At 35.4% G+C, this 17,605-nt stretch carries 19 protein-coding genes; 2 read left to right on the top strand and 17 right to left on the bottom strand.

The window, feature by feature from the left end:
- The first annotated feature begins 25 nt into the window (after window positions 1–25).
- A complete protein-coding gene (locus TEGAF0_RS05815) occupies window positions 26–1,717 on the top strand; it encodes a glycoside hydrolase family 13 protein (protein WP_264900814.1) in 1,692 nt (563 codons plus the stop codon).
- Window positions 1,718–1,720: 3 nt separating this feature from the next.
- Here the strand turns inward: TEGAF0_RS05815 and TEGAF0_RS05820 are convergent, their stop codons facing one another.
- The 5 genes from TEGAF0_RS05820 to TEGAF0_RS05840 all read right to left on the bottom strand — a co-directional run bounded on the left by TEGAF0_RS05820 (window position 1,721) and on the right by TEGAF0_RS05840 (window position 5,247).
- On the bottom strand, window positions 1,721–3,097 hold the full coding sequence (locus tag TEGAF0_RS05820; RefSeq protein ID WP_264900816.1) for an HAD-IB family phosphatase: 1,377 nt from the start codon (window positions 3,095–3,097) through the stop codon (window positions 1,721–1,723).
- 99 nt (window positions 3,098–3,196) lie between these two features.
- Complete coding sequence (locus TEGAF0_RS05825; RefSeq protein WP_264900818.1) at window positions 3,197–3,574, bottom strand: DoxX family membrane protein; 378 nt, start codon at window positions 3,572–3,574, stop codon at window positions 3,197–3,199.
- A gap of 39 nt (window positions 3,575–3,613) precedes the next feature.
- Window positions 3,614–4,576: a sodium-dependent bicarbonate transport family permease gene (locus TEGAF0_RS05830; protein ID WP_264900820.1), complete on the bottom strand. Its 963-nt coding sequence runs from the start codon at window positions 4,574–4,576 to the stop codon at window positions 3,614–3,616.
- Window positions 4,566–5,072, bottom strand: coding sequence for a hypothetical protein (locus TEGAF0_RS05835; RefSeq protein WP_264900822.1), 507 nt, complete (start codon window positions 5,070–5,072; stop codon window positions 4,566–4,568). Before TEGAF0_RS05835 ends, TEGAF0_RS05830 begins: the two co-directional genes overlap by 11 nt.
- A complete protein-coding gene (locus TEGAF0_RS05840) occupies window positions 5,065–5,247 on the bottom strand; it encodes a hypothetical protein (protein WP_264900824.1) in 183 nt (60 codons plus the stop codon). Before TEGAF0_RS05840 ends, TEGAF0_RS05835 begins: the two co-directional genes overlap by 8 nt.
- 90 nt (window positions 5,248–5,337) lie before the next feature.
- On the opposite strand from TEGAF0_RS05840, the gene TEGAF0_RS05845 reads away from it, so the two are divergent.
- On the top strand, window positions 5,338–6,237 hold the full coding sequence (locus tag TEGAF0_RS05845) for a LysR family transcriptional regulator (RefSeq protein WP_264900825.1): 900 nt from the start codon (window positions 5,338–5,340) through the stop codon (window positions 6,235–6,237).
- 26 nt (window positions 6,238–6,263) lie between these two features.
- Here the strand turns inward: TEGAF0_RS05845 and TEGAF0_RS05850 are convergent, their stop codons facing one another.
- The 12 genes from TEGAF0_RS05850 to TEGAF0_RS05905 form a co-directional block, all read right to left on the bottom strand.
- Window positions 6,264–6,953: a hypothetical protein gene (locus TEGAF0_RS05850; RefSeq protein ID WP_264900826.1), complete on the bottom strand. Its 690-nt coding sequence runs from the start codon at window positions 6,951–6,953 to the stop codon at window positions 6,264–6,266.
- 52 nt (window positions 6,954–7,005) lie between these two features.
- Window positions 7,006–7,341 carry a hypothetical protein gene (locus tag TEGAF0_RS05855; RefSeq protein ID WP_264900827.1) on the bottom strand — a complete coding sequence of 112 codons (336 nt, stop codon included), beginning with the start codon at window positions 7,339–7,341 and terminating at the stop codon, window positions 7,006–7,008.
- Between the two features lie 243 nt (window positions 7,342–7,584).
- Entirely contained in the window at window positions 7,585–7,794 is a 210-nt protein-coding gene (locus TEGAF0_RS05860) for a helix-turn-helix domain-containing protein (protein ID WP_264900828.1), read from the bottom strand.
- A 2-nt stretch (window positions 7,795–7,796) separates the two neighbouring features.
- Window positions 7,797–8,351: a hypothetical protein gene (locus tag TEGAF0_RS05865; RefSeq protein WP_264900830.1), complete on the bottom strand. Its 555-nt coding sequence runs from the start codon at window positions 8,349–8,351 to the stop codon at window positions 7,797–7,799.
- A gap of 117 nt (window positions 8,352–8,468) precedes the next feature.
- Window positions 8,469–9,905 (bottom strand): TolC family protein, encoded by a 1,437-nt coding sequence (locus TEGAF0_RS05870; protein WP_264900831.1) that lies wholly within the window; start codon window positions 9,903–9,905, stop codon window positions 8,469–8,471.
- Window positions 9,892–13,122, bottom strand: a complete 3,231-nt coding sequence (locus TEGAF0_RS05875; protein ID WP_264900832.1) for an efflux RND transporter permease subunit — start codon at window positions 13,120–13,122, stop codon at window positions 9,892–9,894. The genes TEGAF0_RS05870 and TEGAF0_RS05875 overlap by 14 nt, the downstream gene beginning before the upstream one ends.
- Window positions 13,123–13,143: 21 nt before the next feature.
- Complete coding sequence (locus TEGAF0_RS05880) at window positions 13,144–14,229, bottom strand: efflux RND transporter periplasmic adaptor subunit (protein ID WP_264900833.1); 1,086 nt, start codon at window positions 14,227–14,229, stop codon at window positions 13,144–13,146.
- 69 nt (window positions 14,230–14,298) lie between these two features.
- The gene (locus TEGAF0_RS05885; protein ID WP_264900834.1) at window positions 14,299–14,712 is read right to left on the bottom strand and encodes a hypothetical protein; all 414 of its coding nucleotides are present in this window, start codon (window positions 14,710–14,712) and stop codon (window positions 14,299–14,301) included.
- 88 nt (window positions 14,713–14,800) lie between these two features.
- Entirely contained in the window at window positions 14,801–15,964 is a 1,164-nt protein-coding gene (locus tag TEGAF0_RS05890; protein ID WP_264900836.1) for a cation:proton antiporter, read from the bottom strand.
- A 14-nt stretch (window positions 15,965–15,978) separates the two neighbouring features.
- Entirely contained in the window at window positions 15,979–16,260 is a 282-nt protein-coding gene (locus TEGAF0_RS05895) for a 4a-hydroxytetrahydrobiopterin dehydratase (RefSeq protein WP_264900838.1), read from the bottom strand.
- Between the two features lie 49 nt (window positions 16,261–16,309).
- A complete protein-coding gene (locus TEGAF0_RS05900) occupies window positions 16,310–16,636 on the bottom strand; it encodes a DMT family transporter (protein ID WP_264900839.1) in 327 nt (108 codons plus the stop codon).
- 33 nt (window positions 16,637–16,669) lie between these two features.
- Window positions 16,670–17,578: a DUF6671 family protein gene (locus TEGAF0_RS05905; RefSeq protein WP_264900840.1), complete on the bottom strand. Its 909-nt coding sequence runs from the start codon at window positions 17,576–17,578 to the stop codon at window positions 16,670–16,672.
- Window positions 17,579–17,605 lie beyond the last annotated feature (27 nt).

Genomic DNA, 17,605 nt, shown 5'->3' on the forward strand with positions numbered 1-17,605 from the left:
ATTTTCCAGCATTTTAATTCTCTTCATGAGTACGCTTCTTTTTAGTTGCGAAACGAATCCTTCAACTATTACTGAGCATAAAGCGGAAATAAAGGATTGGTGGAAAGAAGCCATCATTTATCAGATTTATCCAAGAAGTTTTAAAGACAGTGATGGAGACGGCATTGGCGATTTAAAAGGAATTATTTCCAAACTAGATTATATCAAGAGTCTTGGTGTTACAGCAGTCTGGATAAATCCAATTTATACTTCCCCCAATGATGACAATGGTTATGATATCAGCGACTATAGAAATATCATGAAGGAGTTTGGCAGCATGGAAGATTTTGACACCCTGCTGAAAGGATTGCACGAAAGAGATATTAAACTCGTTATGGATTTAGTGGTAAATCATAGCAGTGATGAACACGAATGGTTCAAACAAAGCAAAAGCTCCAGAACAAGTAAATACAGAAACTATTACCATTGGTGGGATGCTGAAAGAGGTAAGCCCAATTACCGTTATAGCTTATTCGATATCAATCACGATGCCTGGATGTATGATTCTACTACTAATGCCTATTACCTGCATTACTTTTCCAGAAAACAACCTGATCTGAACTGGGAAAATCCTGCACTTAGAAAAGAAGTCTACGATATCATGAAATTCTGGGCCAATAAGGGCATTGACGGATTCAGATTAGATGCTTTTGGATTTGCCGCCAAGGACACTACTTTCCCCGCTTTTCCAAAGGGATATGAAAAGAATTTCATGGCTTATTATTCAATGGTTCCCGGAATTCATGATTATTTACAGGAAATGAACCGGGAAGTATTAAGCAAATACAATGTTATGAGTGTGGCAGAAGGAGCCGGCAACAGCTTTGAAGATGCGCATAATCTGGTAGATGCTGACAGGAAAGAACTGAATATGGCATATGCTTTTGAAGGGGTAGATATTGCCAAAGCAGAAGGATACGATTTACTGCATTTTAAAAAGACATTTAGCAAATGGGATAGTGCATTTTCTAAAAAGGGTTGGATATCCATCTTTTTAGCTAACCATGATCAGGCTAGAATGGTGAGCCGTTTTGGAAATGATAGTGATTCATTTAGGGAAGCGTCTGCAAAAATGTTAAACACTTTTATTCTCTCGATGAGAGGAACCCCCTATTTATACAATGGCGATGAATTAGGTATGACCAATGCAGGCTTTACAAGAATTGAAGAATACAGAGACATGCCCACTTTAAATGAATACAAAAGTTTAGTAGCCAAAAAAGGAGACATCGTATCATTTCTTAAAAGAAAGCAGTTTGAATGCAGAGACAATGGACGTACCCCATTCCAATGGGACGCCAGCCAAAATGCGGGATTCACTACAGGAACTCCCTGGATATCGATAAATAAAAATTACTCAAAAATCAACTTTGCCAATCAGGAAAAAGATGAAAACAGCATCTTAAACTATTGTAAAAAAATGATTGCCCTCAGAAAGAACAACCCAGTGTTGACATATGGGAAATATACCCTCTTACAAGGTAATCATCCACAAGTGTATGCTTACACAAGGGAATGGAAGGGTAACAAAATACTGGTATTGCTAAATTTTAGTAAAGAAAAAGCAAGCATAAATACCGGCTATGATTTGAAAAATCTAAAACCCTTGATACAAAACTACCCTACTGTCAGTGGTAATATATTACAGCCATATGAATCTGTTATATATCAATTATAAAACTTATGCAATAGATAGCAATTCATCAAAACTTAGCTCCGTAATAATAATATCTGCGTGATGATTTAATAGTTCATCCTTAGAACAAAATGCAATACCTAGGCCAGCTTCTTTAATCATGCATAAATCGTTCATACTATCCCCAATGGCAATACAGTTTTCTTTGGGTATTTGATATTTGTCTAACAAACTAATGACCGCATTGGTTTTACAAAGTGAATGTCTACAAACACTTTTAGCATTATTGAAAAGAAAAGAAGGGATTTTAACCTCACCAGTACAAATACCTTTGGAAAATTCCAGCTCATTAGAAAGAGAAAAATCCATACCTAACTTGTTTTTTATATGATGCGTAATACAATCATAACTATCAGAAATGATACCAATGATATATCCTTTCGCCTTTAGTTCTTTTATAATTTGGGCAGTTCCTTCCACAATTGGAATTTGATCAACTACATCTATAAGCTCTTGATGAGATTTATCGCGCAAAAGTGTCGCAATATGCTTGGTCAATAAAATAGGATCTGTGTCAGAGGAACGAATATTCATCAAAGCTGATTTAAAATCAAATCTTTCTGCACAGGCATCTATAAATCTTCCTCTCAACAAAGTATTGTCCATATCAAAAACAATCAACTTCTCCATTGAATTCAAATTAGCATGTAAAGCCAAGTCCATTTGAGAACGGATTTCGTTAAGTACCCCTAGTTCTTCAAAATTATATCTTGGATTATTTGAATTTGCTGCCTTTATTATAATTGTCTGCGCAACTTCTTTACTCATTTTACCGAGCGCTTGCCAAGGTTTACTTTTATTTTCGATATATCCTATTTCAACCTCTTTCATCTTAGCATTCATTAAATACATGTCTATTAAAATGCCGATATCTACTCCATAGTCCTCTCTAAATTCTAATTGTTCAAAAAGCTCTTTTTTACCAGCAATCATCCCACTTAAAGGCTGACTAAATTTTAAAAGCTCAGGAAAGAAAATACTTAATAAAGGTTTAGCAGCTAACTCGGTTACTCTTCCTGCATTTCTACTAAATGAGGATTTCACAAAATCAACCTCCCCACTAAGAATTGGCTCAGTTAATAATTGAACAGTATAATGCGGATATGGATCAATATCGCCATCCAGAAATGCCACAATAGGGTTTGAGGCAAACAGTACTCCATCTTTCATAGATGCACCTTTACCCAATTTTGTACTAGTTATTACTTTAGCACCATTTGCAACAGCAATTGCTACAGTAGCATCTATTGACTTATCATCTACTACTACTACTTCAGTAACATTTGGCTGAGACCATGCAAATTGTATTACATTTTGAATGGTTTCTTCTTCATTTAAAGTTGGAATAATAACCGTTATCATATGGCTAGTTTTGAATTAAAACAAAAAGTCTTAACTCTGAAGCCAATATTGTGCCAGTCTAAAACATAGAAAAAAATAAAATTTCTTTATCGCTATGAATCAGTCTAATAGGCTTAAATATTTATTCTTATTCTCTAACATAATCCAGCCCAAAATCAGGAATAAACCAATAGCCAATGGCAATCCACTTGGGGCAACTGTGGCATGAATAAGAACAATACCAATCATGATTGGGAAAAGTATTATTGCACCGAGAGCTCTGGTTTTTCTAAAAATCAGTAACAAACCACCTAATATTTCTGCAACGGCAACCAAAGGCATCAACCACGCTATTTCCATAAAAGCAGCATTATCGGCCACTAATGCAGCAGGTAAATCCGTTGGTACTGGAATATAGTTGAACACCTTATTTAAGCCCCCATTTAAAAAAAGCAACGCACATAAAATGGAAAATATATTCAGTATCTTATTTTTCATATAAGTTTTTACTAAATATACCTATACCAGAAGATATTGTCAAGTATTTTGTACAACAAAAAAATACAACGGCATTCCTATCGTTATGTTTACAGGAAAGGTAACCGCTAGTGCCATTGGCAGGAATAATCCTGGGTTCGCTTGAGGAACCGAAATTTTCATAGCTGCTGGCACTGCAATATAGGACGCACTTGCAGCTAATATGGCTATCACAAAGCGATTACTGATGTCATCTGTAACCCAGGTACTGAAATAGGCGAATATTACTCCATTAATGAGAGGTATAAAAAAGGCAAATAAGAAAGGAAATAAGCCGAAAGAGAAAAAGGCCTTTAGTTTCTTACCACTGGTTATACCCATATCAAGTAAAAAAATGGCAAGAAACCCCTTAAATAAATCATTGGTAAATGGCTTGATACCTTCTGCCTGTTTAGCATCAGCAACAAAACCAATAAATAAACTACCCAAAATCAACAGTACAGATCCATTGGTAAATGAATGCTTGAACACTTCTCTTTTTCTAATAATATTGGACTCTTCTGTATTAAAGAAATTGATTAATAAAAGTCCCACAATAATGGCAGGAGATTCCATCATGGCCATAATTGCTACCATATGGCCGTGCAAGTTCAACTGATGTGCTTCTAAATAGGAAACTGCAGTTACAAAAGTAACTGCGCTTACAGATCCGTAGGAAGCTGCAATTGCACCAGCATTGTATATGCCCAATCGCATTTTCAATATAAAAAAAGTATATGTTGGAATCACAATAGAAATAGCAATCCCTAATAGCATGGTTCCCAATATTTCAAGATTGAATTGCTCATGAGATAATTCCTGCCCCCCTTTAAATCCAATTGCAAACAACAAATAGAGAGAAATAAACTTCGACGAGTTATTGGGAATTTCCAAATCGCTTTTTACACAAACAGCCACAATTCCTAATATAAAAAACAACAGTGCCGGATTGGTTAGATTTTCAAGCAGTAGATTAAAGTCCATAAGCAATTTTATAGCGATTCATTCTTTTCAGTTCTTTTACGAATCTCGCTTCTTTAGAAATTACGATACCTTTTACAGTGACAGATAAAATGGTTGAAGTATGCGTTGAAGTAAAAACAGATCGAATCAGTTGCATTGATTGTTCTACTATTAATTCAGCCATTTTAAGTGTTTGTTGATATTTAGATAAACCAGCAAACTTTTCCAACCAATATTCCTCTTTAAGATCAGCAACAGGATTCAAACAAGTAATATCCCGCTTATATTCATTATTGATGATTGATGTAACAATTGGATTCGATACCTCATTCACAACATATATTTCATTAATACAATTTACAGCTACCATTGCTTTAAGGTTGTCTAGGAAAATATTGTCAGATGCATGAACCAGACCTGCAGGAACAGAAAGAAAAAGTGAATCATTCCCAAATTGTTGTTTGAGTAAATATTCCAGATTGGCAAAAGGACAAACAATAAACAATCTCCTATTCATTTGTATTTTCCTTTTTGGGCATTGCTGCCTGATGATGAATGGTAAAAAGGGCTATAATCACTGATAAAGATGACCAAAGCTGGCTATTAAGGGCATTCTCAGATTCAAATGAAATTATTATTGCGCTTAAAAAAACAATTAAACCAAGAATAATCTGCCAACCAGCTTTCTTCATATAGAGGGTTATTTATGAATGGTGCAAAATTGAGGGAAAGCCATTTATATTTTTTATTTATCTTTATAATATTAATCATAAACTATTTTTATGAATTATACCTTAAATCAGTTACAGATTTTCTTAAAAATTGTAGAAACAGAAAGTATCACCAAAGCAGCAGAAGAACTGCACTTAACTCAGCCAGCTGTTTCAATTCAGCTAAAAAACTTTCAGGATCAGTTTGATATCCCCTTAACAGAAATAGTAGGAAGAAAAATTTATATTACTGATTTTGGCAAAGAAATAGCTGTTTCAGCAGAAAATATTATTTACCAGGTTAATGCCATCAATAACAAAACACTGGCTTTTAAAGGTCAAATGACCGGGAAATTAAAATTAGCCGTTGTTTCCACTGGAAAATACCTAATGCCATATTTTCTTACAGAGTTCATCAATAAAAACAGTGGCATTCAATTAAACATGGATGTAACCAATAAATCCAAAGTGATTGAAAGTCTCGAAAAGAATGAGGTTGATTTTGCTTTGGTATCTATCTTGCCTGCTGCAATTAATATTGAAAAAATAGAATTACTACCGAATAAACTATTTCTTATTGGGAATGAAAAAACAAACAAAAATATAGAAGACCTTCCCTTGATTTTCCGTGAAAAGGGCTCTGGAACTAGGCAAGCAATGGAACAATTTATCCAAAAGAAAAAACTTTCCGTACTCAAAAAAATGGAACTGAGTACCAATGAAGCAGTAAAACAAGCAATCATAGCAGGCTTAGGCTATTCCATTATGCCAATCATTGGCATAAAGAATGAATTAATGAATAAACAATTATTTATTATACCAGTTAAAGGCATGCCAGTAAAAACTACCTGGAGCTTAATCTGGCTTAAAGGCAAAAAACATTCACCTGTTGCAGAAGCCTATTTAAACTATCTAAAAAAAGAAAAAAATCAAATAGTTAAAGATGCTTTTAGTTGGAGCGAGCAGTATTAAATCTTAACTATAAATAGAGGGGACTATCAATTTGCTTTATTCAGCTTGATAATTCTATATCCGTAATAAATGAGCAAGAGTCCAACAAATTCAGTAACATACAATACTTCAACATAACCCGCTCGAGTAAATGAACCGCCTATTCCTGGCAATAAACCACCAATGGCAATAAAAATATTCCCTTTGAATGGCGCTTCTTTAATCCCTTGCCGATAGTACCTAATAGCAGAAAAAACAGCACCTCCTACCAAAAAGATAAAAGCATATAGATTAATAAATGGAGAGAAATACCGAACCCACTCCCACTCAAAAACTTTACCCGAAAGTTTATAATCAAAATTTTCTGGAATTGATATGGGCGTGAGAATCACAAAAACCGATGCGAGAACAATTAAAAAAATAAATAAACTACTTGTTATATCAGCGAACTTCTTCTTCATCAATAAATAAACACTCCCCTGAGCAAGTGGATATCCTCCTAATAAAGCACCAACAATATACCAATACCGAACATTGGGAATACTCCAACCTACTAATGCATTAATACTTTCTGCCAACGTTCCCAGTCCAAAAGTTAGCACACCCAATGACCACCACAGCAGATAAGCAGTTTTCTTATGTTGGTAATGTCCCCAAATTTCTCTGAAAAAATAAATGGAAAATAATGTGGTAAAAATGGGAATGTATTCAATGAAACTTTTCATGGTATTTTGCATTGATGCAAAATTGACCCATGAGATTGGATAGAAAGTCAGAAGAATGTAAATTCTATTCTTTTGTAGATTTTTTTTTGAAAATACCATAAATGGCTCCTGCAATAAGCCCAAGAACAAAGCCAATGGGGCCTGTGAAAAATATACCCAATAAAGGTCCTAGATTGGCATCAGGTCTAAAAATGATAGGCCCAAAAAATCCAGCGATAAATCCAATCCCACCTAAAAGAAAGGCACCTATAACAGCATAAGAAGCAATACTGATATTTACTTTGCTACTTAGTCCCCAGACAAATCTTGCCACTACAATAGCCAATGAAAAAGAGAAAAATGGCTTTACAAAAACAAAACGATTGGGCAATGAGACTACTGAAAAAACAAAGACATTCATAAAAAAGAATACAACCAGAAATGTAATCGCTGCCAAAATTAACCTAAAGGTAGATGTCGATTTCAATGCCGTCTTATTCTGCAGTGGTGGGATCAATCATTGTTTTTACTTCGCTAATAGTATCAGCAGGGATATTACCTGCACCAGGGATTTCTCTTTCAATTACATACTTAGGCATAAGAAATTATTGAGTGTTGCATTAAATTAATAATAAATATTATGAAACTCAAACTTTTAAATACTTTATTCTTCCTCAACAAATTCAAGTATATCACCAGGTTGACAATCAAGGACTTGACAAATTGCTTCTAAGGTACTGAACCGAATCGCTTTTGCTTTGCCTGTTTTCAAAATAGAAAGATTAGACAGCGTTAACCCTACTTTTTCTGACAATTCATTCAATGACATTTTTCGTCTTGCCATCATTACATCCAAATTAACAATTATTGGCATACTTAAACAGTTAATTCATTTTCAGTTTGTATTTCCACACCACGCTTAACAATAAAAGCAATTACGAATAAAATGGCACACATAAATAACCAGACATCACCTCCGGCCATACGTAAACTTTGTGATGAAGGAACAGAAATTTCCTTTAGGGTCAACCAATCACAATAGCGAATACCCCATATTGAAAAAAGTCCTATACCAAAAGATAAATAAGCTAAATAGGAAATAAACTTATCCAAAATGCGATTAAACGGCTGTGTAAAATGAAAATCAGGATTATGAAACAACTTGATTATTAAATAAAACATCAATGCTTTCAAAAGAGATACAATGCTCATTAGCACAATGACCACGATAAAATAACCCTTATCTAATGCATAGACATCAGATAAATCCGCCTTCATCCAAAAGTTTTTTGCTCCAATGGGATTGATAAATACTGTGTAGAAAGCATTGAATATAATACCACCAGATTCAATACATAGGCCAATAAAAATAATCCAAGCAATAATATTAATCGTTTTCAAAACGTCTTGGGAACCGATTTTAATTTCCATACAAATATATTTTATACGCAATATTAATAAATATTTATTGATAAACAATAAATATTTATTAAAAATAAAAAAATACCTCCAACTCATTGAGAGGGAGGTATTTACCAAAATCAAACACTAATTCCAACCACCACCCAAGGATTTATACAAATTCACTTTTGCTATTCTTTGCTTTAACTGAATTTCATTTAGATCAATTTTAGACTCAATGGCTTCTTTTTGCGTAAGTAAAACTTCTGCATAATCAGCCCTGGCGGCTCTGTATAAATTATTTGAAATAACTATTGAATTACTTAAAATATTCACTTCCTTCTCTTTGGTCTGAAGGCTTTTTGTATAATTATCAATTCCGTTTAACTGATTAACCACTTCAATATATGCTTTTAAAATAGCTCTTTCATAATTGTATACTGCCTGAATTTGTTTAGCACTTGCATTTTGATATGCCGCCTGTATGGCATTCTTATTAATTACCGGCATCACTATGTCACCAGCCAAATTATACAAAACCGAAGCAGGGCTAATTAAATAAACCGGATTAAAAGATTGAAAACCGATTCCAGCAGTTAAGCGGAAAGAAGGATAAAAATTTGCCTTTGCCACTTCTATATTCAGCCTGGATGCTTCTACTTCCAGCGCCGCCTGCTTTAAATCTGGACGATTTTGCAATAGCTGAGAGGGAATACCAGCAGCGTACTCTTCAGGGAAAACGGGATGAGTTGACAATGCAGCTCTTTCAATTTTAGAAGGAAACTTACCAGATAAAAAATGAATCCGATTCTCCGTCTCTACTATTTGCTGTCGTATGGCATAAAGTAGATTTTGTGTATTTAACAACTGGGCCTCAAATCGGTTTACAGCCAATTGAGTCACTTTTGCTGCTTCCTTTTCTTTACGTATTACTGAAAGCGTATTGTTTTGAATTTCAATGCTACTATTCAATATGCTTAGTAAATTATCTAAAGTTTGCAATTCATAATATGCACTGGCAATTTCAGCTACCAACTGGGTCACCATAAAATTTCGGCCTTCCACAGATGCCAGATAACTCAAAACGGCAGATTTCTTGGCATTTCGTAATTTTTTCCAGACATCCAGTTCCCAACTGGCATTGGCAGCCAAAAGAACATCAGGTAAGGGTTTGGGGAATTTGTGTCCTTCCTTTATTTCCAATGCTTCATCAACCGCACCGTTTCTTGTGTATTGTCCACTCTTTTCAAACCCTGTAGCAAAACCGGCATTTACAAAAGGCAAATACTCTCCCCTCCTTGCCTTTATTTCATTTTTGCCCACTTCAATCTCCTGTAAAACAATTTGCAATTCCTGATTATTTTGCAAAGCAGTATCAATCAAACTTATCAGAAGTGGATCATTAAAATACTTTCTCCAAACAATAGCGCCAGCAGAAGTAGTATCACTGGTAGTAATACCAGAAAAAGTAGATGGCAAAGATGTTCTTGAGTCTTTGATACTTATAACAGGTAATTTACAAGCACTTAATAAAAGCCATACCGACAATACTATCAGTAAGCTCCGGATATTATTTTTCTTCATGCTTTTTCTTATTTCGTTTTAATAATTTCTTGAGCTTATGCAAGAGTTTGGACTCATTATAACTATGCACATAATGTTCTGATAATGGGCTTTCATCTTCATCTCTGATTAGATGTTTACCTTCAGCCATTTTACCAACGATATAATACAATCCCGGAATAATAATTACGCCAAAAATGGTTCCGAATAACATCCCCCCTAAGGCAGAAGAGCCAATAGTTCTGTTACCAACCGCTCCCGGACCATGAGCTACTACTAATGGGATTAATCCGGCAACAAATGCAAATGAAGTCATTAGAATTGGTCGAAAACGAACTTTTGATCCCTCAATAGCAGCTTCCAAAACACTGGCACCTTGCTGATGCTTTTGTACAGCAAATTCAACAATCAGGATTGCATTTTTCCCTAAGAGTCCAACGAGCATAATTAAGCCCATTTGGGCATATATATCATTCGCCAGCCCCATCATTTTCAATAGCATAAATGAACCGAAAACACCTACAGGAAGCGACAATATCACCGCAATTGGAATAATAAAACTTTCATACTGTGCAGCAAGCAACAGATATACGAAAATCAATACTACTATAAAAATATACAGTGCTTCATTACCCCTGTTAGCTTCATCAAATGAAAGACCTTCCCATGCAATATCATAGCCTTGTGGTAAAGTTGCCTTTGCCACTTCACGAATGGCATCAATAGCATCCCCACTTGTGTATCCTTTTGCAGGGATCCCTTTGATAGAAGAAGATGTGTACAAATTAAATCTGGTGATTTCATTGGGTCCCTGTGTCTTTTTCATCGTCATGAACGCAGAATAGGGAACCATTTCATCTTTATCGTTTTTGATAAATAAATTCAAAATATCACTGGGTAACTTTCTGTATTCCGGAGCAGACTGGGTATATACTTTAAAGAAGTTTCCAAAACGAATAAACCCTTGTTCATATGTACTACCTAAAAGTATATCCAAGTTATCCATGGCCTTGCCAATGGAGACACCTTTTTGCATAGCAAGTTCATTATCAATAACCAACTCGTATTGTGGATAATTAGCAGCGAAAAAAGTAAAGAGACCCGTTAGTTCTTTGCGCTTTTGCAACGCAGCCATGAAATTCTTGTTCACTTTATCAAACTCCTGGTAATCAACAGTTGCATTTTTATCCAACATTCTTAAAGAGAACCCGTCAGAAGATCCATAACCGGGAACTGCAGGTGGTTCAAAATACTCAATAACCGCTCCAAGGTCTTTTGTTTTTTCTTCTAACTCTTCCACAATCTCTTTCACAGAATGATGTCGCTGAGACCAATCTTTCAGATTTATCAAACAGGTTCCTGCATTGGACCCTCTACCTTCAGTTAGAATTTCATACCCTGCTAAAGAAGATACCGATTGTATCCCATCTACTTCTTCTGCTATTTTTTGAAGCTTCCGTGCAACATCATTGGTTCTTTCTAAAGTTGCACCGGGAGGTGTCTGAATAATCGCGTATATCATACCCTGATCTTCATTGGGTATAAATCCTGAGGGCAAGGTTTTATTTACCCAGAAAATTCCGCCACAAAAAGCCAATAAAATAGCATAGGTTACTAGTTGTCGGTTGGCAATTAATTTCAACAATCCCGTATATCGATTGGTAACAATATCAAATCTTTTATTAAACCAATTGATAAACATTGTTATTGGCGATTTGCTTGGTGGCTTTCCATGTGTATTCTTTAAAATCATGGCACAGAGTACAGGTGTAAGTGTTAATGCCACAATACCAGACAGCACAATAGAACTGGCCATTGTAATAGAGAACTGTCTGTAGAAAATGCCTACTGGACCAGTCATAAATGCCACGGGTATAAAAACCGCAGACATCACTAAAGTAATCGCAATAATGGCCCCACTTATTTCACCCAATACTTTCTTAACTGCAGCAAAAGGTGTCATATGTTCTTCATGCATTTTGGCATGAACAGCTTCTACTACAACAATGGCATTATCCACAACTATACCAATTGCCAGTACGAGTGCAAAAAGCGTAACCAGATTAATGGTTAGCCCAAACATTTGCATGAACAGAAAAGTTCCAACCAGAGATACCGGCACGGCCAGAATAGGAATCAGGGTAGATCTCCAATCTCCTAAAAAGATGAATACAACCAGTGCAACCAATAAAAATGCCTCAATCAAGGTATGTAATACTTTATCTATAGATGCATTTACAAATTTTGAAACATCATAATTGACTTCATATTCCATGCCTGGAGGAAAGTCTTTTTTCAATTCCTCCAGCTTTACTTTTACCTGCTCAATTACTTTACTGGCATTACTTCCGAAATTTTGTTTTAATACAATAGATGCAGCCGGATATCCATCTTTATTAGAGTAAATATCAAAAAACTCACTACCTAATTCAACTTCCGCTATATCCTTCAACTTCAAACTTTCCCCATCAGGATTTGCTTTAACAATAATATTCTCATACTCTTCCGGCTTATTAAATCTGCCTTTGTAAGTAAGCACGTATTCCAATGACTGAGCAGTTTTTCCGGATGCCTGTCCAAGTCTTCCAGGTCTACCAATTACACTCTGTTCATTCATTGCTTCCATCACTTCTTCGGTAGAAATATTATAGGCACGCATCCTGTCGGGCTTAAGCCAAATACGCATAGCAAACTGTCTGCTTCCTAAAATTTGGGCTCTACCCATACCCTTGATTCTCTGCAACTCTGGCAATACGCTAACATTTGCATAGTTGTAGAGAAATTTCTCATCTGCATTTTTATCCTTACTATACAAATTCACATACATCAACATACTAGGCTGAATGGGTGTAATTACAACACCTTCTCTTTGGATAAGCGGAGGCAGATTATTCATCACCTGATCTACCCTAGTCTTTACATTCACAACTGCGGCATTAGGATCAGTTCCTGGCTCAAATACAATTTGAATGGTTGCCTCTCCTGCACTAGTAGCATCTGAAATAATATATTGCATTCCTTGTACTCCATTAATGGCTCTTTCCAAAGGAATTAGTGCAGATTTAACTAACACATCGGCACTCGATCCCGGATAAGCAATGAAGACCATTACACGCGGAGGTGCAATATCTGGGAACTGGGATACTGGCCTGGTAACCATTGCCAGCACACCCAAAAAAATGATTGCCAACGAAATTACGATCGCCAGCACTGGTCGTTTTATAAATTGTTGAAACATGTTTCTTTTTTTAATGGAAGATTATTCTGCATGTAGTTCATGCAATTCAGCAAACACTTTCTTAGGGTCTGCAAACTGATAAGAAATCTTATCTCCGTTTTTAACTTTACGCAAACCATCCAATAAAATCTTATCCCCGCTATTCAGTCCTTCTGAAACAACATACAAATGAGGCATTTCTGCTTCAACTGTTATTTGCTTTGAATGAATAATATTGTTCTTATCAAGAACGAAAACGTACTTTTTATCTAATACTTCAAATGAAGCTTTTTGCGGAATCAAAATGGCATTCTTGAATGGGACAGGCATCAAAACATTGCCTGTTTCTCCATGACGCAAAATTCGTTTAGGATTTGGGAAAGTGGCTCTGAATGCTATGTTTCCTGTTTCATTATTAAAATCTGCTTCAATAGTTTCTACTACCCCAACCTGATCAAAAATGGCCTTATTTGCCATTTGCAGTTGCAGTTTAACAGCACTGGAAGATTTTGCTTTTTGTATATAGTTCAGATATTCAGCTTCCGGAACATTGAAATAAACCCACATTTTACTGTTATCAGAAAGGGTGGTTAATAATTCACCTTCATCAATTAAACTTCCTAACCGGGTATGAAAACGGTCCATAATACCATCAAATGGCGCTTTAATTTCTGTAAAATCAAGATGGGTTTGAGCAAGTGCCAACTCAGCTTTTGCTTTATTCAATTTTGCTTTTGATAATGCCAGCTCATTAGGAGAAACTATATTATTGTCTGCAAGACTCTTGGTATTGTTATATTCAATTTCAGCAAAATTTAGTTCCGCTTTGGCTTTTTGCATTTCAGCCTGATATAGGGTAGGCATAATCTGAAACATCATCTGTCCCTTTTTCACAAATTGGCCCTCATCCACAAAAATCTTCTGCAGATATCCACGTTCCTGTGATCTTAGTTCAATATGATTAATAGACTGAATTTGAGCAACATATTCTTTTAAGACCAGCGTATCAGTCTGCACTGGACTAGTAACCTGAAAAACGGTTGATTCTTTCTTTGTTTCTTCCTTAGCATTACATGCACTGATGAGCGCTACACCAATCACAAGGGTAGCTTTTATAAAACGTTTCATTTACGAAATTTTAGATAATCCAAAAAATGTGGGAATTCGGCAGAATAAACTGCCGCTGAGTAATTGGAATTAACTAAGATGACTTTTCCAGCAATGGTATAGCATAAAATACTGAAGCCTGGGTCTGCGATTTAAATCATTGGATAACTCAAGAAACTTCTTGGTCAGATTACTGGCGTAATCCGCTTCAATATTAGATATATTATGCGTGTTGTTGTGAATGCTTTTTAACTGATCGGCTTCCTCTTCCTGATCAGCCTCTGCCTCTGTTATTGCCAGTAAAGAACTGGTATGCGAGGCAGTGTGAGACTTTACGATAGTAATGCTTCTATTAATTCCGTAATTCGCTTTAACAAAACCAGGCAGAAGCAAAGAGAAACCAAGAATTAGCAGGAAAAAAGGCACCGTGTTTCTGCAAATATTTTGCTGAAAACGGGATAGAAAATTTACAATCAATTTACTTCTTTCTTGCTTTTTACTCATAGTAATCAATGCAAAAGTAAATGGAAATTTCTTAAAGATTTGAAAAGAATCCGTTGACCTGTTTAAATTCCATCTAATAAACTGAATTTCACTTAGTTCTGGAAGTCATCAAACCAAACATCATCACCAATGCAGAAATAATTATTACCTGAATAACCAAAGCATTGTCTACCAAAGCAATAGAATTTTGCGGCAAGATGGATAAGAACAGTAGAATAGTAATCAGACCCCTGGGAGCAATAAATAATAATGGTTGAATGGGCAACTTAAATACCTTCAAAGCAATAGCCCTGATTACAATGATTGTTATCACAATTATCAATGCCCAACCTAAACTCTCTGTATTCAGAATATCTGCTGTTTCAATTAAAAAACCAAAGAGCAGAAAAAATAATACCCTAATTAAAAACGCAAATTCAGCTATGATTTCTTTGAACTTATGAACTTCTTTTTTTAGCTCATTAGGTTTGAATTTATCAATCCAGGTAAATCTTTTCAGCTCATCCAGATTCCCTATAAATAATCCAAAAAGCATTATAAAAATCAATCCAGGTAAATGATATACTTTACAAAGCGCATAAATTAATACAATCAAAATGATGATAGGAACAAATTTTACATGGTGCTCAATTCTGTTTAGCAGGAACGAAAGCAGAATGATACAAAAAAATGAAATCAATAAAACAAGAAAAATCTGAACGAAAAAATCAGAGAAGGCACTAAAATTAATGACCGAATTAAAAGCAACAAAATTGAATAATATCACACCAATAATATCTGACAAACTACTTTCATATATAACAAACTCTCTGTTATATCTATTCAAAGACTTAACACTTGGTATTGCAATTGCACTACTTATTACAGAAAAAGGAACCGCATTAATAAAAGCGTCTTTAAAGGCAATACCCTGATAATATTTAAACAGGAATGCAAGAAAAAAAGAAAAGCCCAGCATTGGAATTAAAGCAACTAAAGCAGACTTCCTGATTAACTGAAATTTAGACTTATTTAGTTCCAATTCCAATGATCCTTCCAGAACAATAAGAATTAATCCTACAGTTCCAAAAACGGGCAATAATGGAGAAAAATCGGGTAAAGTAATTCCAACAGTACTTAAAACTTGTTTTACAACCCACCCGCATAAAAGCAATAAAATTACAGAAGGGATACGTGTTTTAGCGGCACTTAAATCAAATAGATAAGCAAGCAATAATAAAACACACAAACTAATTATGATTGTTGTAGTCATATCGAACAAAAATTTTAAATCAAAACATCAATCTCACGGGCTAATGTAAAATCCAGCTCAGTTAAACAGCCCAGTTCATGAGTGTTTAGCTTTATAATAACAGTATTATAAATGTTGGTCCATTCAGGATGATGGTTTAAACGTTCGGCAATTGCAGCAACGTTAGTCATAAAAGAAAATGCATTTTTAAAATCCTTAAAAACAAATTCTCTTTCAATTACATTCAAATTCAATTTCCACGAAGAATTGAGTTTATTCATTTCTGTAAGAACTTCATTTGCTTGAAGACACTGCATACATTTTACACTTTTGTTTGATACAATTGAATATAAAAAGTCCGATGACTTATTTACTTAAAATCTTCAACCCTACTATGGACCCAATGAGCGTAACAATAAAAAAAAGCCTCCAGAAACTTATTGGTTCTTTAAAGAAAACAATTCCTACTAATACTGTGCCAATTGCGCCAATACCCGTCCAAACAGCATATGCTGTTCCTATAGGCAATGTTTGAGTTGCTTTTATCAGCAGCAACATACTCATCGTGAGTGCAACTAAAAATCCTGCATACCAACCATACATGAATATACCTGTGGAAGTTTTTGCTTTACCTAAACAAAACGCAAATGTTACTTCAAATAAGCCAGCAATTATGAGTAAAATCCAATTCATAGTTTAAAAGTATCAATTAAAAATGAAGTTGAATCAGGGATTGCAATGCTGACAGTACATAGGATCTTCCGATTCTTTACCGTAGGGAAAAGGCATTTCCTGTTCAAATGAACAATGTTTACAGGTATAAATATGAGATAAAACAGAGGAAGTAGGTAATCCACATAGCTCACAGGGTAATCCACGAGTATCTGCAGTAACTACAAAACCAGGCATGGAGCAGGAAGGGCAGGTTGAAAGAATAGCGGTCACTAGTTTCCGCGCCGCTTTTTCAATCACTCCCATACGGGTTGGATTGTGCATGGCACGCATATCTGTTTCAATCCAGCATCGCTTATCTGAGGCAAAGATGGTATTGAACGCATGGGTCAGCGCCTCTTTGCTGCAGAGGCCTTTAATCCATTTAGAAGGATTATCTAAAGGTCTTACCATTACAGAATGCTGTGGAAATTTTACGCTTTGCAAGAAATCTTCTAGATCATCACCAGGAGCCACTTCCCTCCCCTGATAATTTGTTTCAAAGGAAAGTTCTCTAACAAGAATTTCAATTTGATGCTTCCGGTCAATAAATATGAGCCATTCGTCGTCTGCATGTAAAAATGGAAGACTTGGATGTGGACCAAAAGACCCTTCATTGGCAATACCCATATCACAACCTGTTGCATCCATCGCCATCAGGCATTTCTTTCTAACTGTTTCAACCGGATCAAGAACCCTTTCAATTTCGCCAGAAAAAGTTCCTAGTGTATCGGTATTAAATGCAGCAGGAATAAAACAGTTAACCCCTATGGACGACTCCAGAACCGGAGCAATCACCTGCTCCTTACCGTGCATGGTGCCAATAACCAATGGCCTGTTTTTAAATACAATCATGAAATCCTTTGCTAATCCCGGGCTGAAAGATTTAATAAAAGTAGTAAACTCTCTAAAATCAAATCCCAAATAATAATTATATTGTCCATTCAAAAT

The organism is Sediminibacterium sp. TEGAF015, assembly GCF_025997995.1.
In the GTDB taxonomy this organism is placed as follows: domain Bacteria; phylum Bacteroidota; class Bacteroidia; order Chitinophagales; family Chitinophagaceae; genus Sediminibacterium.